The following is a 19890-nucleotide window of genomic DNA, read 5'->3' as shown; positions in this document are numbered from 1 at the left end:
TGCCCGCTCAATCACATAGCGCCGAGATTCTTCACAGGCTGCTCGTTATCCTGGTCGCGATCCGCATTAAGTTCGCCCTCGTCGATCCAGCACAGGCCGTGATGGTCGATCTCCCGGTCGTCATGCGCCCGGATACTGATCGGATTGATCGGTCGCCGGTCGCGCTCGTCGCACAGCACCGGGTTGGACGGCACGCCGGTTTCCCAGCGCTCGCCCCATTGGCGCAGGGCGATCATGGCCGGCAACAGGTCCAGCCCCTTGTCGGTCAGCTGATAGATGACCTTGCGCCGGTCGTCCGGACTCGGCGTGCGCTGCAGGATGCCCACCTCCACCAGCTTGACCAGCCTGCCGGACAGGATGTTGCGGGCAATGCCCAGCTCGGTGAGAAATTCCTCGAAGTGATGCAGCCCATTGAACGAGGCGCGCAGGATCATGAACGACCAGCGTTCACCGACCGCCTCCAGCGCAGCAGGCAGTCCACATTCCGCGATATCACGAAGAGGTTCGCGCAATTTTCCCATATTCGCTCCATTGATGGACCGTCAGTAGACGGGGGGCCGGGCGTGAATGCAAACAAAACTCGATTAAGGTTGCTCATTGCAACTAAGTTAGGTAGGTACTGATTCGCAACCTAAAAAGGTGCATCCTCTCCCAAAGCAAAGGACCATCCTGTGCAAAACATCCTCTCCAAGCTTACCGGTCGGGCCGCCATCCTTCTCGGCGCCGCAAGCCTCTCCTCGCTCCTCCTGATCGCAGCGCCGCAGGCTCATGCCGCAGCGCAAGGCCCCTTCTACACGGCCGAGCTGGCGACGCCGGTCGAAACGCGTCAGGAAATCCTGCGCGGCGCCCTGTTCAGCTGCGATGGCACGTCCTGCGTCGGCACCAAGACCAACAGCCGCGCATCCATCGTCTGCGCCAGCTTCGTTCGCGAATTCGGCGCGGTCACCGTGTTCACCGCGCAGGGCGACGCGCTGGATGCGGACGATCTGGCAAAGTGCAACAAGCGCGCCTGATCGACGGTCATGAATAAAGGAGCGCGTGGGGGGCCGCCTCCCGCGCGCTTTTTTGTTGCATCGCGGCGACGCGCGCGCATCTAGGTAGGTGATGTTGCGCCAATATGAACTCGTCGAGCGCGTGCGCGCTTATCACCCGTCGGTCGACGAAGACCGGCTGAACCGCGCCTATGTCTTTTCGGTTGCCAAACATGGCAGCCAGAAACGTGCCAGCGGCGACCCTTATTTCAGCCACCCGATCGAGGTGGCCGGTCTGATGACCGATCTGAAACTGGACGAAGACACCATCATCACCGCGCTGCTCCACGACACGGTGGAAGACACGCTGACGACGGTGGAGGAAATCGGCGCGAAGTTCGGCGAGGATGTCGCCCGCCTGGTCGATGGCGTGACCAAATTATCGAAGATCGAAGCGCAGACCGAGGACGAGCGGGCGGCGGAAAATCTGCGCAAGTTCCTGCTCGCCATATCGGACGATCTGCGCGTGCTGCTGGTCAAGCTGGCCGACCGGCTGCACAATATGCGCACGCTCCACTATATCCGTTCGGAAGACAAACGCCGCCGCATCGCGCGCGAGACCATGGATATCTACGCCCCTCTGGCCGAGCGCGTGGGCATGTATGAATATATGCGCGAGATGCAGCTGCTCGCCTTCGAACAGCTGGAACCCGACGCCTACAAGACCATCACCGGCCGGCTGGCCGCAATCCGCGAAGAAGGCGGGGACCAGCTGATCGCGGTGGCCAATGCCATCGCTTTCGCGCTGGAGGAAAAGGGCATCGAGGCCGAGGTGGAGGGCCGCGAGAAACATCCCTATTCGATCTGGAAGAAGATGCAGGAGCGCCATGTCAGCTTCGAGCAGCTGACCGACATCATCGCCTTTCGCATCGTCACGCCGAATGTGGCGGATTGCTACAAGGCGCTGGGCGTGATGCATGGCCGCTGGAAGATGGTGCCCGGTCGCTTCAAGGATTATATCTCCACCCCCAAGCGCAATGGCTATAAATCCATCCACACCACGCTGATGTTCGATCGCAACCGGCGGGTCGAAGTGCAGATCCGCAGCAAGGACATGCACCGGGACAGCGAAGTCGGTCTGGCGGCGCATTGGGGCTACAAGCAGTCCGAACGGCCGGATGGACAGGCCAGCTGGATCCGCGATCTGGTGGAAATTCTGGAGACGAGCCAGGATGCCGAGGAGCTGCTCGAGCATACCCGCATGGCGATGTACCAGGACCGCATTTTCGCGTTCACGCCCAAGGGCGCGCTGCACCAGCTGCCCAAAGGCGCCACGCCGATCGATTTTGCCTATGCCGTCCACACCGATCTGGGGGACCGCACCGTCGGCGCCAAGATCAATGGCCGCCATGTCCCGCTGCGCACGCCGATCGACAATGGCGACATGGTGGAGATCCTGAAATCGGCCAATCAGGCGCCGCAGCCAAGCTGGCTGAGCTATGTCACCACCGGCAAGGCCCGCGCCGCCATCCGCCGCTATGTGCGCCATCAGGAACGCAGCGAGCTGATCCAGCTCGGTCAGATGATGTATGAGGAGATTGTAGATCGGCTGCCGACCAAGATCGGTAAAAAGGCGCTGGCGGCCGCCGTGGAACGCCTCGATATCGGCAGCGAGGACGATCTCATGCACGCCATCGGCATGCGCCGCCTGTCCGATCGCGACGTGACCGAGGCGCTGATCCCCGGCCATTCCGCAGACTGGAAGGACCGCGATTATCCGGGGCAGGACCGGGCCATCTCGATCCGCGGACTGACGCCGGGCGTCGCCTATGAACTGGCCGATTGTTGCCTGCCGGTGCCGGGAGACCGGATCGTCGGCCTGCGCCGCAAGGGCGAGACCGTGGTGGTGCATGCCATCGATTGCGCGCGGCTGGCCGATGGCACCGATGCCGACTGGATCGATCTGCGCTGGGGGCCGGACAGCGAAGGCGCGGCGGCGCGCCTCCGGATCACGCTGCAGCACCGGCCCGGCTCCATGGCCGAAGTCGCCGGCATCTTCGGGCTGCACAAGGCCAATATCCTGAATATCCGCCTGGTGGGCCGGGACGGGCCATTCCAGACGTTCGAGATCGACTTGGAGGTGCATGATCTGCAGCATTTGATGCGGATCGTCTCGGCCACCCGCGCATCCGACGCTGTCGCCCAGGCCGATCGCGTCTACGGAGACTGATCGCGCGCAGTGCCCGGAATTACCGGACAGTCAGCGCTGGCGGAAATTCTCGCCATTGCCGCAGATGATCCGCGCCGATCCAGTGGAGCGAATATCGCAGTCCGCGGTGCCGCCGATATCGATCTGTCCGGTGCCGTTGTTCGTAATGCGGGCGAATTCGTCCACCATCACCGCGCTTGTGGCCGGCCCGCTATGGGTCAGGTCCAGCCGGTCCAGCATCAGGTCCGGCGCGCGCCATCTGACCGCGCCGGTCAGTTGCGCCTGCCCTTCGCGCGCTATGCCGCCCCTGATCGTCAAGGAGCCTGCGCCGACCAGATTGAGATACAGCATGTCCGCGTCGACGCGGCCCACGGTGATCTGTCCGCTGCCATTCTGGAAGATTCGGACCGTCCGATCCTCCATCGCGTCTGCCGTCACCACGCCATTGCCGCGCGTCGTAATCTCCGCAAGGCGGCGGGTGGAGAGGTTGACGACCAAGGGCCCGCTGTCGCTGCGTTCATTGCCGCTGGTGCGTACCGGGGACAGCAGCTTGGCGGTTACCATATTGCCGTTGCGCACCAGCCGCACCCGGTCCAGCTGATCCAGCGTGCCTTCGGCTGCGGCGGAGGGCGATACGCCCGTGGTGATATGCACCACGATATCGCCTTCCACCACAATCCGCTCGAACCCGCCCAGAATGAAGCTGCGCTCCTTGGCCGAAGCAGGTGCAGCAGCGACGAGGGCCCAAAGAATAATCAGAACAATACGGGTCATGACAGCCTATCTATCTGGTGCCGCGGCACGAGCCGCCATCATGACCCAGTTTGGCGTGACGGGCAAAGTTTTCCCATGCATGCCGTGTACCGCCGCGTGTTTAACGTCCGCAGCGCGCCTTGCCCGATCCCATCGCGCTCGTTTCGCAGGTGGCCGAGCCCGTCACGTCGACATCGCCCGATCCCATGATGCTCGCCTCGACCCTACCGTCCGATCGCAGCTTGACGCCGCCCGATCCGGCAATCGAGACATCCGCCACGTCGGTGGTCAGCTGCCGCCCGTCGATGTCGCCCGATCCGGCGATGGAAATATCGCTCGCGGCCGCGCGTCCCGCCAGTTGCATATTGCCGGAGCCGGCCATGCTCGCGTCCAGCCGATCGGTTTGCATGTCCATGACCTTGAGCCCGCCGGAGCCGGCCATCGACAGATCGACGCTCGGCCCTGCCATCCGGTCGACCGTTACCGCGCCGGACCCGGCTGCGCTAACCGCCTTGAGCGACGCGCCGGTGACATAGATGGTCGCGCTGCCGCTATCGCCGGAAAAATTCCGGTCGCGGCCGATCAGCAATGTGCCGTCTTCCATGCTGTAGCGAAGATGGGACAGCAGATCGGGCGACCCGGCGGCACGGATGCTGGGCGTGCCGTCCGTGGTGAATATCACGGCATCAGGGCCGATCACCGCCAGCTCGTCGAACGCCGATAACGCAACCGGCGTCTCGCCGATCGGCTGTCCGTTCTTCAACCCGTCGGCGGTGAAGCTGGACACGTCCTCCGCCGCGTCGAACACCGAATAGCCGCAGCCCGAAAGCGTTAGAAGACCGGCGGCCAGAGGAACCGTCAAAACCGAAAACCGTGCCGAATACCGCATGGAGACATCCTTTTGCTGTGTTATCCGGACAATACAATGATCGGCCCGGCATCGCAAATACGCTGGTCGATCCAGCCATGCCGCTTGCCGAAACGAAAAAGGGCGCCCGCAGGCGCCCCTCATCTTTCCGTCAGACCTGTTCAGGCTTCGTCGGGCTGTTCGTAATATTGCGGCGCGGCCTCGTTCAGAATGCCGAGAATCTTCTGCAGCGCGGTCGGCTCGTCGGTCTTTTCCATGGCCGCCAGCTCGCGGGCAAGACGGCTCGACGCCGCTTCGAAAATCTGGCGCTCGGAATAGCTCTGCTCTGGCTGATCGTCCGGGCGGAACAAGTCGCGTGTCACCTCTGCGATCGAAACCAGATCGCCGCTGTTGATCTTGGCTTCATATTCCTGGGCACGGCGCGACCACATGGTGCGCTTCACCTTGGGCTTGCCGGTCAGCGTGTCCATGGCCTGCTTTAGGGTCTTGTCGCTCGACAGCTTGCGCATGCCGACGCTTTCCGCCTTGTTGGTCGGAACGCGAAGCGTCATCTTCTCTTTTTCAAAGCGCAGCACGTACAGCTCCAGCTGCATGCCCGCGATCTCGTCATTCTGCAGTTCGATTACCCGGCCCACACCATGTTTGGGGTAAACCACATAATCGCCGACATCGAAGAGAAACGCATTGGACGCCATAAACATTGACCTTTCCGGAAGGAAAAAGCCCGGCGCGCGCCGGGCCTTGGCGGCGTCACGGGCTCTCGATGGAGGAACCTAACCCGGTGATACGGGGACCCAAGACGAATAGACGCATGACAGCACCTTTCGTTTCACATCGCAATGTAACAGCTTCGACAGATTATTTCCAGCCCCTGTTCTATCTGAACAAGGGGCACCGGCCCTGCCCGGCCCTGAAAGCCTGAGCAGGGCGAAGGATCAGTCGCCTTCGCCAGGCTCGGGCGAGAAATATTTGTCATATTTGTCGTCTTCGCCCTTGAATGCGTCGGCATCGTCCGGCGCGGCGCGGCTCACCGTGATGTTCGGCCATTCCGCGCTGAACTTGGTGTTCACCTCGAGCATCTTTTCCAGACCGTCCTCGGTATCCGGCAGGATCGCTTCGGCGGGGCATTCCGGCTCGCACACGCCGCAATCGATGCATTCGCTGGGATTGATCACCAGCATATTCTCGCCCTCATAGAAGCAGTCGACGGGGCAGACCTCGACGCAATCCATATATTTGCATTTGATGCAGGCTTCGGTGACGACATAGGTCATGGACGGCGGCTCCGGCAGTTCAGTGGATTCTCCAGCCTGCTATGGCGCGCATGCCTTCTAAGTCAATCCGCGCGGGCAGGAAAATGCGGATATTGAGACAGGTCAAAGCTCTTCATAACAGCTTGCCGCCTCTGCCGGAGGGCCACGCCGGGATGGCAGGGCTAGCACGCGAAACACCCGCGCCGCCTCGCCCAGCGGCAAGGTGATGACATCCCCCGCCCGCACGCAGGCACTCACGCGGTCGACATGGCGGCCGTTGAGGCGGACATGGCCTTGGCCCAATATGGCCCGCGCGCGGGCCCGGCTTTTGGTGAGCCGCAGATACCAGAGAAGCTTGTCGATCCGGATATCGGGCCGGATATCCGTCCGCTGCCCTGCCTGCATTCAGGAGCGGCCGGTGAGCGCCGCCAATTGTTCGGCCAGGGCGCTCTGCACGGGTTTTTGCTTGGGCGCGGGCGGCGGGCCCTTGGGGCCGTCATGGCGCGGGCCGCGATCCTTGTCGGACCGCTTCGGCCCACCGCGGCTTTTGCGCGTCTGCTGATCGCGGCCGGGCTTGGGCAGGCCGACCCAGCGATAACGCAGCACCGGATAGACGGCGGCGGTCTGCGGCGCGGGATCGGCTGATGCCGGCGCATCCGTTGGCGCATCTGCGGCGGCGGCTTCGCCGGTGGTGGGCGCCTCGCTTGCAGGGGCTCCCTCCGGCGCAGTGGCAGCCATTGCTTCGGGCGTGTCGGCACCCGGCATGGCTGCTGCCGGCGCCTCCTCTTGCGCTTCCGGCGCTGGAGCATCGGGCGCCGGAGCCTCGGGCGCGGACGCGGCATGTTCCTGCGCAGCATCAGGCTGCGTCTCGGTTTCGGCGGGCTTGGCCGGGGGCATCCGGCGGAAACCGGCGTCGCGCATCAGCATGTCGAAGCCCTGCTCGCTGAGCCCGAGCGATGTCGGCAGCGCCAGATCGATATCGAAATCGCGTGCCTGTCCGCGCGCTTCATGCGCCTTTCTGGCCAGCCGCTCGACCAGATCGATGCGCAGATGTTCGGTGCCGAAGCGGCGATAGCCGGCATTGCGGCAATCGCGCACATTGGCAAAGCGCCAGTCGGTCAGGTGCACGGCGCTTTCGGGCGGCAGATCGGGCATGGGCTTGCCCGTCATCACCGCGTCGAGCGCGCTGCGCCAGCGCGCCGCGCCGGGCTTCAGCGCCAGATGATGATAGATATCGAGCGCCCCGAACACGATGCCCGCCTTGCGTGCGGCGGCCCGCTGATCTTTGTCGAGCGCATGCACCGCATCGGCAACGTCGGCGCGGGCGGCCACGCCGCCCTGCTCGGCCAGCTGGATCGCCAGCGCGCGCACCGTCGGCGGCGCATGGACGCTTTGCGAAAGCGCCAGCAGCGCGGTCACGCCGCCCAGATGCTTTTCGATCCGCGATTCGAGCCAGCTTTCGGCGCGCGCCACGACGGCGGAAAGATCCGCGCCTTCCAGCCCATTGAGCGCCTTGGCCGGTTTGAACACCGGCTGCAGCAACGTCTTGCCCGGCTCCAGCAGCCCCAGCTCACCGCCGCGCCACATGATCGCGGGCCGGCCGGCGGCATTTGCCTCCAGCGTGAAATCCGCGTCTTCCGATGCGGCCAGTTCGCCCGCTTTTTGCGTCATCAATCCTCCGAGATGTCGTTCTGCGGCCGCCAACAGCAGGCGGCTTTCGCTGGCTCGCGCGTCGGCCACCGGCTTGAACCGGAAACCGTCGAGCGTGCCGATCTCCTCGCCATCAACCAGCACCTTGCCACTCTCGTCAAGCGAAACGGGCAGAAGCGAGGCATCCTTGCCCATCTTTCTGAGCAAGACCGAGGTCCGCCGGTCGACGAAACGCTGGCGCAGCCGATCGTGCAGCGCGTCGGACAGTTTCTGTTCCAGCGCGCGCGTGCGATCGGCCATGTCCGCGCGGTCCTCCACCCAGTCCGGGCGATGCGCGATGTAGGACCAGGTGCGCGTCGCCGCGATCTTCTGCGCCAGCGCCTCGACATCGCCGCGCATATCGTCGAGCCGGGCAATTTCCTGCGCCACCAGCGCGCGCGGCAGGCGTCCGGTGCCCAGATGGCGCCACAAACGCGTGATGAAACGGGCATGATGATCGGGCCCGACCTGACGGAAATCGGGCAGCGAGGCCGCAGCCCACAGACGCCGCAAGCCCTTGGCACCATGGACATGGGCCATCACCTCGCCGCTGTCGGTCAGCCGTTTGAGCACCGCCAGGTCGATCGCCTCCGGCGCCGGCTTCAGCACCGGATCGGCGGGCCGCGATTCCAGATCGCCGATCAGCGTGCCAACATCGGTGAAGCGCGGCTCGCTCTCGCGCCAGTACATATGCTGCAGCGGCTTGAAGCGATGCTCCTCGATCGCCTCGATCTCTTCTGGCGTGAACTCCCCGCCCTGCCCGGTCAGCACGCCGAAGGTGCCGTCGGTCTGGTGGCGCCCGGCGCGCCCGGCGATCTGCGCCATTTCCGGCACCGTCAGCCGCCGCCGCCGGTGCCCGTCGAATTTGTGCAGCGAGGCAAAGGCGACATGGCGCACATCCAGATTCAGCCCCATGCCGATGGCGTCCGTCGCCACCAGATAATCGACCTCGCCTTCCTGAAACATGCGCACCTGCGCATTTCGGGTGGACGGGGACAGCGCGCCCATCACCACCGCCGCGCCGCCCGCGAAGCGCCGCAACATTTCGGCCACGGCATAGACCTCTTCCACCGAGAAGGCGACGATGGCGCTGCGACGCGGCAGGCGGGACAGCTTCTTCGCACCGGCATAGCTCAGCGTGGAAAAACGCGGGCGGGTGACGATCTCGGCTTCCGGCAGCAGCTGCCGGATCATCGGGCGCAACATGTCCGATCCCAGGATCATCGTTTCCTCGCGGCCACGCGCGCGCAGCAGACGATCGGTAAACACATGCCCGCGCTCGGGATCGGCGCCCAGCTGCGCCTCATCCAGCGCCACGAAGCCCAGCTCCTTGTCGAGCGGCATGGATTCCGCGGTGCACAGATACCAGCGCGCATCGGGCGGTTCGATCTTCTCCTCGCCGGTGATCAGCGCCACCCGGTTCGCGCCCTTCATCGCGCAGACCCGGTCATACACCTCGCGCGCCAGCAGACGCAGCGGAAAGCCGATCATGCCGGACGAATGCGCGGTCAGCCGCTCGACCGCCAGATGGGTCTTGCCGGTGTTGGTGGGGCCAAGGACGGCGGTGATCGAGGAAAGGTCGGCCATGGTGCTGTCGCGCAAGATCGGCGGATCGGCGCGCAATTGCAAGCGGAGCCGAACGCAGGGCCGTATCGACCACGCCCGCGAAGGTTCCCGCTTTCCGGCGCTTGCGCACAACGGCCTGGCGCAAGATCGTGGCGGTTCGCCGCCTCTTAAATTGACTTTAACCCTGTCTCGGCACAATCGCGGCAACAGTGCAGGCATCGGGGCGCATGGCGCCGTTCAAGGGTTGGGGCACGAAAGGGTTCGGGGTTGTTCAAGGAACGCGAAGATTTTGCGGTCGGCGGAGGGGGTGCAGCGGCGCTCTCGCTCAGCGATGCCCTGCCCTTTGCGGCATCCGATACGCCGCAGGCTGCCCAGGCCAACAAGTTTCGCGAACGGACCGTCCGCCCGCCGCTGTTCGATCTTGCGGTCGATCTGGGCGAGGATATCGGATCGCGGCGCTGGTGGCGGGGCCTTGTCACGATGCTCGCCATGATCGCCGGCAGCCTTTCGCTGCTGCCCGATTTTCAGCCGATCTACGGCACGCAGCCCGAAACGCTGAGCGGCGACGCCTTCCAGGAATCGCGCGCCTATATGATCATGCCGCTGGCCTATGGCAGCGATACCGGGCGGCGCATGGCCGCCACCGATGCCGTGGTGCCGCTCAAGGCCAGCCCGGATCGCCCGCAGATCGAGATGACCGCCACGCTCGGCCGCGGCGACAGCTTCGCGCGCGTCCTGAAGCGCGCCGGGGTTGGCGGCGACGATGCGGCGCGCGTGGAGGAACTGGTGGGCTTCGCCATGGACAGCGATGCCATCCAGCCCGGCACGCGCATCGACATGGTGCTGGGCCGCCGCACCTCCAGAACCCAGCCGCGCCCGCTGGAAAGCCTAGCCTTTCGCGCGCGGTTCGATCTCAATCTGGCGGTCGAGCGTATCGACGGCGCGCTGACGCTGAAGCGCGATCCGATCAAGGTGGACGATACCCCGCTGCGCGTGCGCGGCACGGTCGGTGGATCGCTCTATCGCGCGGCCCGCGCGGCTGGCGCGCCGGCCGAAGCGGTGCAGACATTCCTGAAGGTAATCGACCAGCAGATGCGCGTCGGCGCCATCCGCGCCTCGGACGAGTTCGACCTGATCCTCGACTATCGCCGGGCCGAAACCGGAGAGGTGGAGGTAGGCGATCTGCGCTATGCCGGCATTACGCGCGACGGCAAGGACAAGGTGCAGATGCTGCGCTGGACCAGCGGCGGGCGCACCCAATGGTATGAGGCGTCCGGTGTGGGCGAGACGCGCGGCGCGCTGCTGCGCCCGGTCAATGGCGCCATCACATCCGGCTTCGGCCGCCGCCGCCATCCCGTGCTCGGCTATGCCCGCATGCATAGCGGCCTGGACATGCGCGCCCGTTATGGCGAGCCGATCTATGCCGCCGCCGATGGCCGGGTGACCTTCTCCGGTCGTCATGGCGGCCATGGCAATTACGTCAAGCTGCGCCACAGCGGCGGGCTGGAGTCCGGCTATGCGCATATGAGCCGCATTGCCGCGCGCAGCGGTCAGACGGTGCGGCGCGGCCAGATCATCGGCTATGTCGGCTCCACGGGCCTGTCGACCGGTCCGCATTTGCATTACGAGCTGTATCGCGGTGGCCGCGCGATCAATCCGCTGTCGGTGAAGTTTACCGAGCGCGCGCAGCTTTCGGGCCGCGATCTGGCGTCCTTCAAGGCGCAGCTGCGCAGCCTGAAATCGGTCAAGCCCGGCGCCGCGCTCGGCCAGATGAAGACCGCGCGCCAGGAGGACAAACCGATGCGCGAGATCGACCGGCTGGAGCATCAGGGCGCCGCCTGATCCGCTCCATCGCCGATCCCGTCACGGGTTGAGGGCGCAGACAACGCGGTTTACAGCCGGTCCCAATCGATCGATCATTAGCCGGTGCAGCCAGACAAGCCCGGCTGCCCTTTGGGAGCATCCATGGCCATTTCCTACCCCGCCACACGCCTGCGCCGCAGCCGCGCCACCGGCTGGAGCCGTGAGATGGTGCGCGAACACCGCCTGCATCCCAGCGACCTGATCTGGCCGCTGTTCATCGCCAACGGAGACGTGGAAGAGCCCGTCGCCAGCCTGCCCGGCGTCTCGCGCATCCCGCTCTCGGGCCTGGCCGACAAGGCGAAGGAAGCGATCGATCTGGGCATCCCCTGTCTGGCGCTGTTCCCCAACACCCCGGCGGACAGACGCAGCGACGACGGGGAAGAAGCCGCCAATCCGGACAATCTGATGTGCAGCGGCATCCGCGCCATCAAGGATGCGGTGGCCGATGCCATCGGCGTGCTGACCGATGTCGCGCTCGATCCCTATACCAGCCACGGCCAGGACGGCTTGCTGGATGCGGCGGGCTATGTCGAAAACGACGCGACCGTCGATGCGCTGGTGCAACAGGCGCTCAATCAGGCGGCGGCGGGATCGGACATCGTCGCCCCGTCGGACATGATGGACGGGCGCATCGGCGCGATCCGCGAGGCGCTGGAGCAGGACGGCCACGCCAATGTCCAGATCATGGCCTATGCCGCCAAATATGCCTCCGCTTTCTACGGTCCGTTTCGCGATGCGGTGGGCTCCACCGGCCTGCTGAAAGGCGACAAGAAAAGCTATCAGATGGACCCGGCCAATGGCGGCGAGGCGATGCGCGAGATCGCGCTGGATATTGCCGAGGGCGCGGACAGCGTGATGGTGAAGCCCGGCCTGCCCTATCTGGATATCGTGCGTATGGCCGCCGACCGGTTCGACCTGCCGGTCTATGCCTATATGGTGTCGGGCGAATATGCGATGATCGAGGCCATGGCCGCCAGCGGCGCGGGCGACCGCGATACGCTGCTGATGGAAATCCTGACCGGCTTTAAACGGGCGGGCGCCAGCGGCGTGCTGAGCTATCATGCGCCAATCGCCGCGCGGCTGATGGGGTGAAGCATGCGCTGCCTCGGCTGCGCCCGGCGGATACGGAAACGTTCTGATCGATGGCCAGCACCATGACCGACGGGGCCGCCGCCCCCGCCACGCTGACCGGCCAGCGCTGGCTGTTCATCATCACCATTCTGACGGGCAGTTTCCTGCTGTTTCTGGTGCAGCCGATGCTCGCGCGCATGGCGCTGCCGCGCCTGGGCGGCGCACCGGCCGTCTGGAACAGCGCCATGCTGGTCTATCAGGCGCTGCTGCTGGCCGGTTATGCCTATGCCCACCGCATCGCCAACCTGCGCCGACGCACCCAGGCCGGCCTGCATATCGGCCTGTTTGCGCTGGCGCTGCTGTGGCTCCCGGTCGGTCTGGCCGGTTTTACGCCGCCTGGCGACGGCAGCACCGCCATCTGGGTCCCCTGGCTGCTGTTTGCATCGATCGGGCCGCTGTTCTTCATGGTGTCCGCGCAGGCCCCGCTGATGCAGCGCTGGTATGCGCTGTCGGGCCAAAAGGGCGAACCCTATGCGCTCTATGCCGCATCCAATGTCGGCAGTTTTGCCGGGTTGCTGGCCTATCCGCTGCTGGTGGAACCGGCGCTGACCTTGCAGGCGCAGAGCACCTTCTGGTCCGCCTTATATGTTGCCTTGCTGCTGCTGGCGGCGGCCTGCGGCTGGGCACTGGTCCGCACGGTGCCGCACACCCCTGACGCAAACGCGCAGGGCATCAGCCTAACGCCCGCCCCCACATGGCGGCGCAAGCTCCACTGGATCGTGCTGGCATCGGTGCCTTCGGGCCTGATGCTGAGCACTACCACGCATCTCACCACCGATCTGGTGGCGATGCCGTTGATCTGGGCCATCCCGCTCGGCCTGTATCTGCTCAGCTTCACTATGGCCTTTGCCACCCGGCAGGGTCCGGCCAGGATCATCGGCTTCCTCACCCCGCCCGCGCTGCTGCTGTGCGGGGCCCTGGCGTTCATGACACCCGGCAATTCGGTGCTGCTGCAGCTGGGCGCCAGCCTGATCCTGCTGTTCACCGTCGCGGTGGCGCTGCATGGCGACATGTACCGCCTGCGCCCCGCGCCGGAGCATCTCACCAATTTCTATCTGATGATGTCGATCGGCGGCGCGCTGGGCGGCGTGTTCTGCGCGCTGTTGGCCCCGCTGCTGTTCGACTGGACCTGGGAGCATCCCATCCTGATCCTGGCGGCGGCGGCGCTGATTCCGCAGCGGCGGCTGTTTTCCATCGGCGAGGAGGAAATCTTCGGTGAAGCCGGCCTACGCCATGTCGCCACCGCCATCGGCTTTGCCGCGCTGGCCCTGGGCCTTTATATCGGCTTCACGCTGGAATTGGAGATGGACACCCAGCGCATCCTGCTGCTCGGCATCATCATCGCGCTCGGCGCGCTCGTGATCGGTCAGCGCATCGGCTATCTGCTGGTCGTTCTGGCGCTGCTGACCGCCAATGGCGGCATCTATAATGCGCAGCTGAGCTGGGCGGACCTGCGCACGCGCAGCTATTTCGGCGTCTACAGCGTCAATGCCGGGCAGGATGGGCGGCTGCGCTGGCTTTCCCACGGCACCACCATGCACGGCATGCAGCTGATGGACGATCCCACCCGCCCGATCAGCTATTATGGTGCCACTTCCGGTGTCGGCCTGGCGTTCGACCGTGCTTCGACGCTGTATGGCGCCGATGCCTCGATCGGGGTGGTCGGTCTCGGCACCGGTACACTCAGCTGCTATCGCCGGGAGGGCCAGGACTGGCGCTTTTTCGAGATCGACCCGACGGTGATCGGCCTGTCCAGAGACGGCGGTTATTTCAGCTATCTGGACCGCTGCGCGCCAGACGTGCCGATCAAGATCGGCGATGCGCGGCTGACCATTGCGGACGCGCCGCCGGCGAGCATGGACATGCTGGCGATCGACGCCTTTTCGTCCGATGCCATTCCGGTGCATCTGCTGACCAGGCAGGCCTTCGATACCTATGCCGCTGCGCTATCGGCGAACGGCATGCTGCTGATCCACATCTCCAACCGGTTTATCGATCTGGAACCGGTGCTCGCCGCCGAAGCGCAGGCCCGCGGCTGGGCGATTGCCAAACGCAGCGACTATCCGGACGATGCCGCCGATGCGGAGGGCTTGCGCGCCTCCCACTGGATCGCGATGAGCCCCAGCGCGGACAAGCTGGCGGAGCTGACCGGGCCGCTCAACGACGGCGATCCCCTGGCCTTTGTCAGCCCGGACTGGTCGCCGGTTGCGCGCCGCAAGGATTTCACCCGCTGGACCGACGATTTCGCCTCGGTCCTGCCCCTCATGCAATTATGGAGGCCCTGATGCAGCGCCCGCACGTCACCATCATCCCGATCAACGGCAAAACGCCCGATATCCACGACAGCGCCTTCATTGCGCCCGGCACGCGCATCATCGGCGATGTCCGAATCGGGCCGGAGGCGAGCATCTGGTATAATTGCGTGCTGCGCGCCGATGTCAGCCATATCGCCATCGGCGCGCGCAGCAATGTGCAGGACGGCAGCGTGGTGCATTGCGACGGCCCGATGCCGGGGCATCCGGACGGATTTCCCACCATCATCGGGGAAGATGTGCTGATCGGCCATATGGCCATGGTGCATGGCTGCGTGCTGCATGACCGGGCGTTTGTCGGCCTGGGCGCCATCGTGATGGATGGCTGCGTGATCGAAAGCGATGCCATGCTGGGTGCGGGCGCACTGCTGCCCGAAGGCAAGCATATCGCCGCGGGCGAATTATGGGTCGGCCGGCCGGCCAAGAAAGTGCGGGACCTGACCGATGCGGCCAAGGCCGGCATGCAGTTGGGCGTTGCCCATTATGTCGAGAACGGCAAAAGGCACCGGGCCGCGCTGCAGGACTGAGCGCGCGCCTTTATCAACCGATTTCCATGGGAGCGCCGCGATGAACGCAACGATCTGGCACAATCCGAAATGCGGCACATCGCGCAAGACGCTCGCCATTCTGGAGGAAAGGCCGGACGTGGACGTGCGCGTGGTCCGCTATCTGGATGAGGGCTGGCAGCGCGATCAGCTGGAGCAGCTCCTGAAGGATGCCGGCCTGACCCCGCGTGAGGCGCTGCGCGTGCGCGGTTCGCCTGCGGAAGAACTGGGGTTGACCGACGCGGCGGTCGGCGATGACGCGCTGCTCGATGCCATGGTGGCCCATCCCATGCTGGTCGAGCGGCCGCTGGTGCGGACCGACAAGGGCGCCGCCCTGTGCCGGCCGCAGGACAAGGTTCACGCGCTTCTTTGAACCGGCGGTCCGCTCTCTAAACGCGATAGCCCGGCCCGCGATGTCCGATCGGGCGGGCCGGAACGCTCAGGCGGCGTCGATCAGGCCGCTGCCGCCGCTGCTGAAGAGCGCCTTGGCATCGGCAAAATCCATCGGCCGGCCGAAGTAGAATCCCTGGATTTTCTTGCAGCCGAGCCGTTGCACCATGCGCAGCTCATCCTCGGTCTCCACGCCTTCTGCGGTGGTGGCCATGCCCAGACTGTCGGCCAGCGCCACCACCGCGCGGATGATGGCGATGCTTTCCGGCACGTCCTTGGCCGCGCCCTGCACGAAGCTGCGGTCCACCTTGATCGTGTCGAAGCGGCTCTTGCGCAGATAGCCGAGCGAGGAATAGCCGGTGCCGAAATCATCGAGCGACAATTTCACGCCGAGGTCCAAAATCTCGGACAGCATCTTTTCGGCCATCCCGCCGCGCACGAAGATGCTCTCGGTAACCTCCAGTTCCAGACGCCTGGTCGGCAGCCCGCTGATCGACAGGGCACTGCGCACCGTGTCGAGATAATTGGGCATGGTCAGCTGATCGACGGACACGTTGACGGCCATCTTGACCATATCGGGAAACTGGACGGCATCCCGGCATGCCTGCTGCAGCACCCACTCGCCGATGGGCCCGATCAGCCGGGCATCCTCGGCCAGCGGAATGAATTTGCCCGGGGAGACGGGGCCGAATTTCGCGCTCGTCCAGCGCAGCAGCGCTTCGAATCCGGTCACGGTATAATCGACGGCATCGACCACCGGCTGATATTGCAGGTGCAGCTCGCCGCGCTCCAGCGCCTTGCGCAATTCCATCTCCATGACGCGCCGTTCTTCGGCATCGGCATGCAGGCTGGGCTTATACCAGGTGTGGGCCCCGCCCCCGGCATCCTTGGACCGGTACAGCGCCAGATCCGCGCTGCGCATGAGCATCTCGACCGTGTGGCCGTCGCGCGGGCCGATGGCGGTGCCCACGCTGGCACCGATGAACAGCGTGTGCTGGTCCACCTCATAGGGACGGGACAGCGCGTCGATGATCCGGTCTGCCAGCTGCGCGACATAGGCGCTGTCGCTGCCATCCTTCACCACCACGGCAAATTCGTCGCCCCCCAGCCGCCCGCACAGCTCATTGTCGCTCATGATGCCGCGCAGCCGCTTGGAAACCTGGCTGAGCAGCCGGTCGCCCATCGGATGCCCCAGCGTATCGTTGACCGCCTTGAACCGGTCCAGATCGATCATCAGAAAACAGCAGCGCGAGCGCCATTTGTCCGATTCGGCCATGGCCTGGCCCAGCGCTTCGGTGAGCTGAAGACGGTTGGGCAGCCCGGTAAGCGTATCGAACCGGGCCAGATGGGATATCTTCTCCTGGCTCTCCTGTTCGGTCGTGACATCGGAGCCGACACCGCGGAAACCCATGAAACTGCCATCCTCCCCGATACGCGGCGAGGCGGATAGCTCCCACCATAATTGGCGATCCCCGATGCGCACGGGCACCAGCATGTTGCTGAACGCCTCACGCCGGTTCAGTTTTTCCGCCAGTTCGTGCAGCGCCGGAGGAAAGTTTCCGCTTTGCCAGGCATCGCCGGACACCAGCTGGAGCAGCGGCATGCCGTCGATGTCGGACGCGTCCTTGCCAAGCGCGAAGGCAAAGCGGGGCGACACGCGGGTGACCCGCCGCGCGGTATCGATCTGCCAAAGCCAGTCCGCGCCGCTATCCTCGAATTCGCGCAGCAGCAGGCTGACCGTCTCGCTCTTCTCGTTCAGATGGATCTGCGCCAGATGCGCGCTGACATAATGCCGGGCCGATTGCAGCGCAGCAAAGGTCAGCAGCAGACCGATGCCGGCACTGCAGGCCGCCATGGCGACCGAACCCTGCAGGATGAACGCGATCGTCGCCGCTATGCTGATCGTGCCCACCAGAATGATGGAGGCCAGCGGCACCGCCGCTACCAGCGTGGCACAGCTCACCAGCAATAGCAGCACCACCGAATAAAACAGGATAAGGTCGTCGAGCGCGGCGGTCTGCGACAGGTAGATCAGCGCGGCCGACCAAAGCAGCGCAGACGGCAGGGCATGCAGCTGCATCCGCCGCAGCTCCGTCACGCTCACGGTTTTGCGCTCGATAAAGTCGCCGCGCAGAACGCTCCGGTGCGAATAGGACAGGCTCAGCGCCAGCAGGATCGACCAGCCGGCGAGCAGAAGCGGATTCAGCGTCCGGAAAAACAGCAGATCGATGGCCAGGACGGCCAGCAAGGCCGTGACCAGACGGATGAACGCACTGGCGCGCATGCTGCGCATCTGGATGGCGTGGACATGCCCCCAGTCGATATTATCGAGCGAGAAAAGCCCGAGTAATACGCGTAGCGGAGCCCGGTCGGGCTGGCTCGATAAGGAAGAAAGATCGCTCACCGCTGCGATCTACCGCAGCATTCGTTACTGTTCGGTAAGGATACCACCAGCCGCCACTTCGCGGCGCAGCAAGAACGGCCAAACGAAAGCTGGGCCGTTGCCAGCAAGGGGCCGACGTTTCCGCCCGGCCCTGCCACTCAGGCGGCTATGGAATAGGGCTGAATCTCTCCGGAAAGGTAGAGATTGCGCGCCTTGGCCCGGCTGAGCTTGCCCGAGCTGGTGCGCGGCAAGGTGCGCGGCGGCACCAGCTCGACCACGCAGTTCATGCCCGTCACCGCGCGCACCTTTTCACGGATGGCATCGCGCAGCTTGCTGCGTTCGGCATCGTCCGATGTGCGGCACTGCACCAGCACGGCGGGCGTTTCCTCACCGCCGGGCGTGGTGATGGCGAAGGCGGCAATGTCCCCGGCCTTGAATCCGGCCAACTGCTCCACCGCCCATTCGATATCCTGCGGCCAGTGGTTCTTGCCGTTGATGATGATCATGTCCTTGGCGCGCCCGACGATATAGACATAGCCGGCAGACAGATATCCCATGTCGCCGGTGTCCAGCCAACCGTCCCGCATGCAGGCCTCGGTTGCTTCGGTATCGCGGAAATAGCCTTCCATGACCGACGGTCCCTTGCACCAGACCTTGCCGATCGCGCGCTCGGGCAGCACTTCATCGCTGTCGCAGCGAATTTCCACCGTCATGTCGCGCACCGGTTTGCCGCAATTGACGATGCTGCGATAGCGCTTGGGCCGGTCCCCGCCATCGTCCTGACCGCTCAGTTCGGTTTCCTCGACCATCTCGACGACGATGCCTTCGCCCGGCGGCATGATCGATACGGCCAGCGTGGCCTCGGCCAGGCCATAGCTGGGCAGGAAGGATTTGGCGTCGAAGCCCGCCGGGGCGAACGCGTCCGTGAACGCCTGCATCACATCGGGGCGGATCATGTCCGCGCCATTGCCCGCCACGCGCCAGCCGGACAGATCGAACCGTTCGGACACCTTGGACTGGCTGCCGATCCGGCGCGCGCAGATGTCATAGCCAAAGGTGGGCGAATAGCTCAGCACCGTGCCGTCTGCCGCCGAAATCATGTCCAGCCAGGCCAGGGGGCGGCGGGCGAAATCTTCCGTCTTCAGATAATCGGTAGACACCTGATTGGCGACTGGCGACAGCAGGCAGCCCACCAGCCCCATGTCATGATACCAGGGCAGCCAGGACACGCAGCGGTCACCCGGCTGCACGTTCATGCCATGGCTATGCGCCGCCAGATTGCTGAGCACCGCCCGGTGGGAAACCGCCACGCCGTGCGGAAACCTGGTCGAGCCACTGGAATATTGCAGATAGGCGATATCGTCCGGATCGGCCTGCGGCAGCGGCTTTTCGCTCTTCGGCTGCGCGGAGAAATCTTCCCAGCTGGACGCCGGCACGCCGCATTGCTCTGCCGCAGCGCCAGCCATGTCGCCCAGCTCTGCCGGATGCAGCAGGATTTTCGCATCGCAGCTTTTCAGCTGGACCGACAGTTGATCGACATAATGATCGCGCCCGCCGAAGCTGGTGGGCAGCGGCAGGGGAACGGGCCAGGCGCCGACATAGATGGCGCCGAAAAACAGCGCGGCGAAATCCGCGCCCGTTTCCGCAATCAAGGCCACACGGTCCCTGGGGCCGATGCCAGCCTGGATCATGCGTCCGGCGGCTTCCAGCGCATCCTGCCGCAAGGCGCGATAGGGATAGGCGCGCGCCAGCTGGCCGCGCATATCGTGAAAATTCAGGCCGCGCTGGCCGGATGCGGCATAATCGAGCGCTTCCCCCAAAGTGCCGAAATCCGAAAAGCGCCGCTCCAGATCGTCCCGCGTCGGGGTTGCAATCAAGTCGTTCATATAAGTCTCAACCTTTGATCGGCCTGCGCCTGAAGCGCTTCGGCCATCCCCTCCACGCTCGTCTAGCGGCC

The 19890-nt window shown here is 64.9% G+C and carries 16 protein-coding genes; 7 read left to right on the top strand and 9 right to left on the bottom strand.

What is annotated here, in order from left to right; all coding sequences use genetic code 11:
• Nucleotides 1–11: 11 nt before the first annotated feature.
• Nucleotides 12–521, bottom strand: a complete 510-nt coding sequence (locus G410_RS0101305; protein ID WP_022671853.1) for a winged helix-turn-helix transcriptional regulator — start codon at nucleotides 519–521, stop codon at nucleotides 12–14.
• Between the two features lie 150 nt (nucleotides 522–671).
• On the opposite strand from G410_RS0101305, the gene G410_RS0101300 reads away from it, so the two are divergent.
• Nucleotides 672–1013, top strand: coding sequence for a CC_3452 family protein (locus G410_RS0101300; RefSeq protein ID WP_022671852.1), 342 nt, complete (start codon nucleotides 672–674; stop codon nucleotides 1011–1013).
• A gap of 91 nt (nucleotides 1014–1104) precedes the next feature.
• Nucleotides 1105–3201: a RelA/SpoT family protein gene (locus G410_RS0101295; protein ID WP_022671851.1), complete on the top strand. Its 2097-nt coding sequence runs from the start codon at nucleotides 1105–1107 to the stop codon at nucleotides 3199–3201.
• Nucleotides 3202–3231: 30 nt separating this feature from the next.
• On the opposite strand, the gene G410_RS0101290 is transcribed toward G410_RS0101295, so the two are convergent.
• From G410_RS0101290 to G410_RS15145, 6 genes are all read right to left on the bottom strand, one after another.
• Nucleotides 3232–3954, bottom strand: coding sequence for a GIN domain-containing protein (locus tag G410_RS0101290; RefSeq protein WP_022671850.1), 723 nt, complete (start codon nucleotides 3952–3954; stop codon nucleotides 3232–3234).
• Between the two features lie 100 nt (nucleotides 3955–4054).
• Complete coding sequence (locus tag G410_RS15150) at nucleotides 4055–4822, bottom strand: head GIN domain-containing protein (protein ID WP_051137165.1); 768 nt, start codon at nucleotides 4820–4822, stop codon at nucleotides 4055–4057.
• Between the two features lie 140 nt (nucleotides 4823–4962).
• Nucleotides 4963–5496 carry a CarD family transcriptional regulator gene (locus G410_RS0101280; protein WP_028970916.1) on the bottom strand — a complete coding sequence of 178 codons (534 nt, stop codon included), beginning with the start codon at nucleotides 5494–5496 and terminating at the stop codon, nucleotides 4963–4965.
• Nucleotides 5497–5736: 240 nt separating this feature from the next.
• Nucleotides 5737–6075 carry a ferredoxin FdxA gene (fdxA, locus tag G410_RS0101275; protein WP_022671848.1) on the bottom strand — a complete coding sequence of 113 codons (339 nt, stop codon included), beginning with the start codon at nucleotides 6073–6075 and terminating at the stop codon, nucleotides 5737–5739.
• A gap of 102 nt (nucleotides 6076–6177) precedes the next feature.
• A complete protein-coding gene (locus G410_RS0101270) occupies nucleotides 6178–6459 on the bottom strand; it encodes an RNA-binding S4 domain-containing protein (protein ID WP_022671847.1) in 282 nt (93 codons plus the stop codon).
• Nucleotides 6460–9330 carry a helicase-related protein gene (locus G410_RS15145; protein WP_084488918.1) on the bottom strand — a complete coding sequence of 957 codons (2871 nt, stop codon included), beginning with the start codon at nucleotides 9328–9330 and terminating at the stop codon, nucleotides 6460–6462. It lies immediately after the preceding gene.
• A gap of 246 nt (nucleotides 9331–9576) precedes the next feature.
• On the opposite strand from G410_RS15145, the gene G410_RS0101260 reads away from it, so the two are divergent.
• From G410_RS0101260 to arsC, 5 genes are all read left to right on the top strand, one after another.
• A complete protein-coding gene (locus G410_RS0101260) occupies nucleotides 9577–11151 on the top strand; it encodes a M23 family metallopeptidase (RefSeq protein WP_022671845.1) in 1575 nt (524 codons plus the stop codon).
• A gap of 123 nt (nucleotides 11152–11274) precedes the next feature.
• Nucleotides 11275–12264, top strand: coding sequence for a porphobilinogen synthase (hemB, locus tag G410_RS0101255; RefSeq protein WP_022671844.1), 990 nt, complete (start codon nucleotides 11275–11277; stop codon nucleotides 12262–12264).
• A gap of 50 nt (nucleotides 12265–12314) precedes the next feature.
• Complete coding sequence (locus G410_RS0101250) at nucleotides 12315–14588, top strand: class I SAM-dependent methyltransferase (protein WP_022671843.1); 2274 nt, start codon at nucleotides 12315–12317, stop codon at nucleotides 14586–14588.
• The gene (locus G410_RS0101245; protein WP_028970913.1) at nucleotides 14588–15142 is read left to right on the top strand and encodes a gamma carbonic anhydrase family protein; all 555 of its coding nucleotides are present in this window, start codon (nucleotides 14588–14590) and stop codon (nucleotides 15140–15142) included. Before G410_RS0101250 ends, G410_RS0101245 begins: the two co-directional genes overlap by 1 nt.
• Before the next feature lie 40 nt (nucleotides 15143–15182).
• Nucleotides 15183–15533, top strand: coding sequence for an arsenate reductase (glutaredoxin) (gene arsC, locus G410_RS0101240; RefSeq protein ID WP_022671841.1), 351 nt, complete (start codon nucleotides 15183–15185; stop codon nucleotides 15531–15533).
• Nucleotides 15534–15599: 66 nt separating this feature from the next.
• Here arsC and G410_RS0101235 read toward each other — a convergent pair whose 3' ends face one another.
• Both G410_RS0101235 and G410_RS0101230 read right to left on the bottom strand, forming a co-directional pair.
• Complete coding sequence (locus G410_RS0101235; protein WP_022671840.1) at nucleotides 15600–17954, bottom strand: putative bifunctional diguanylate cyclase/phosphodiesterase; 2355 nt, start codon at nucleotides 17952–17954, stop codon at nucleotides 15600–15602.
• Between the two features lie 137 nt (nucleotides 17955–18091).
• Entirely contained in the window at nucleotides 18092–19819 is a 1728-nt protein-coding gene (locus G410_RS0101230) for a fatty acyl-AMP ligase (protein WP_022671839.1), read from the bottom strand.
• Nucleotides 19820–19890 lie beyond the last annotated feature (71 nt).

Source organism: Novosphingopyxis baekryungensis DSM 16222, assembly GCF_000420305.1.
Lineage (GTDB): Bacteria > Pseudomonadota > Alphaproteobacteria > Sphingomonadales > Sphingomonadaceae > Novosphingopyxis > Novosphingopyxis baekryungensis.
The sequence above is the reverse complement of the archived record's forward strand: the minus strand, read 5'-3'. Positions and strand labels throughout refer to the sequence as shown.

Coding starts and splice junctions, on each gene's coding strand:
- G410_RS0101305 (WP_022671853.1), bottom strand. CDS start 521: ATGGGAAAATTGCGCGAACCTCTTCGTGATATCGCGGAATGTGGACTG.
- G410_RS0101295 (WP_022671851.1), top strand. CDS start 1,105: ATGTTGCGCCAATATGAACTCGTCGAGCGCGTGCGCGCTTATCACCCG.
- G410_RS0101290 (WP_022671850.1), bottom strand. CDS start 3,954: ATGACCCGTATTGTTCTGATTATTCTTTGGGCCCTCGTCGCTGCTGCA.
- G410_RS15150 (WP_051137165.1), bottom strand. CDS start 4,822: ATGCGGTATTCGGCACGGTTTTCGGTTTTGACGGTTCCTCTGGCCGCC.
- G410_RS0101280 (WP_028970916.1), bottom strand. CDS start 5,496: ATGGCGTCCAATGCGTTTCTCTTCGATGTCGGCGATTATGTGGTTTAC.
- fdxA (WP_022671848.1), bottom strand. CDS start 6,075: ATGACCTATGTCGTCACCGAAGCCTGCATCAAATGCAAATATATGGAT.
- G410_RS0101270 (WP_022671847.1), bottom strand. CDS start 6,459: ATGCAGGCAGGGCAGCGGACGGATATCCGGCCCGATATCCGGATCGAC.
- G410_RS15145 (WP_084488918.1), bottom strand. CDS start 9,330: ATGGCCGACCTTTCCTCGATCACCGCCGTCCTTGGCCCCACCAACACC.
- hemB (WP_022671844.1), top strand. CDS start 11,275: ATGGCCATTTCCTACCCCGCCACACGCCTGCGCCGCAGCCGCGCCACC.
- G410_RS0101250 (WP_022671843.1), top strand. CDS start 12,315: ATGGCCAGCACCATGACCGACGGGGCCGCCGCCCCCGCCACGCTGACC.
- G410_RS0101245 (WP_028970913.1), top strand. CDS start 14,588: ATGCAGCGCCCGCACGTCACCATCATCCCGATCAACGGCAAAACGCCC.
- arsC (WP_022671841.1), top strand. CDS start 15,183: ATGAACGCAACGATCTGGCACAATCCGAAATGCGGCACATCGCGCAAG.
- G410_RS0101230 (WP_022671839.1), bottom strand. CDS start 19,819: ATGAACGACTTGATTGCAACCCCGACGCGGGACGATCTGGAGCGGCGC.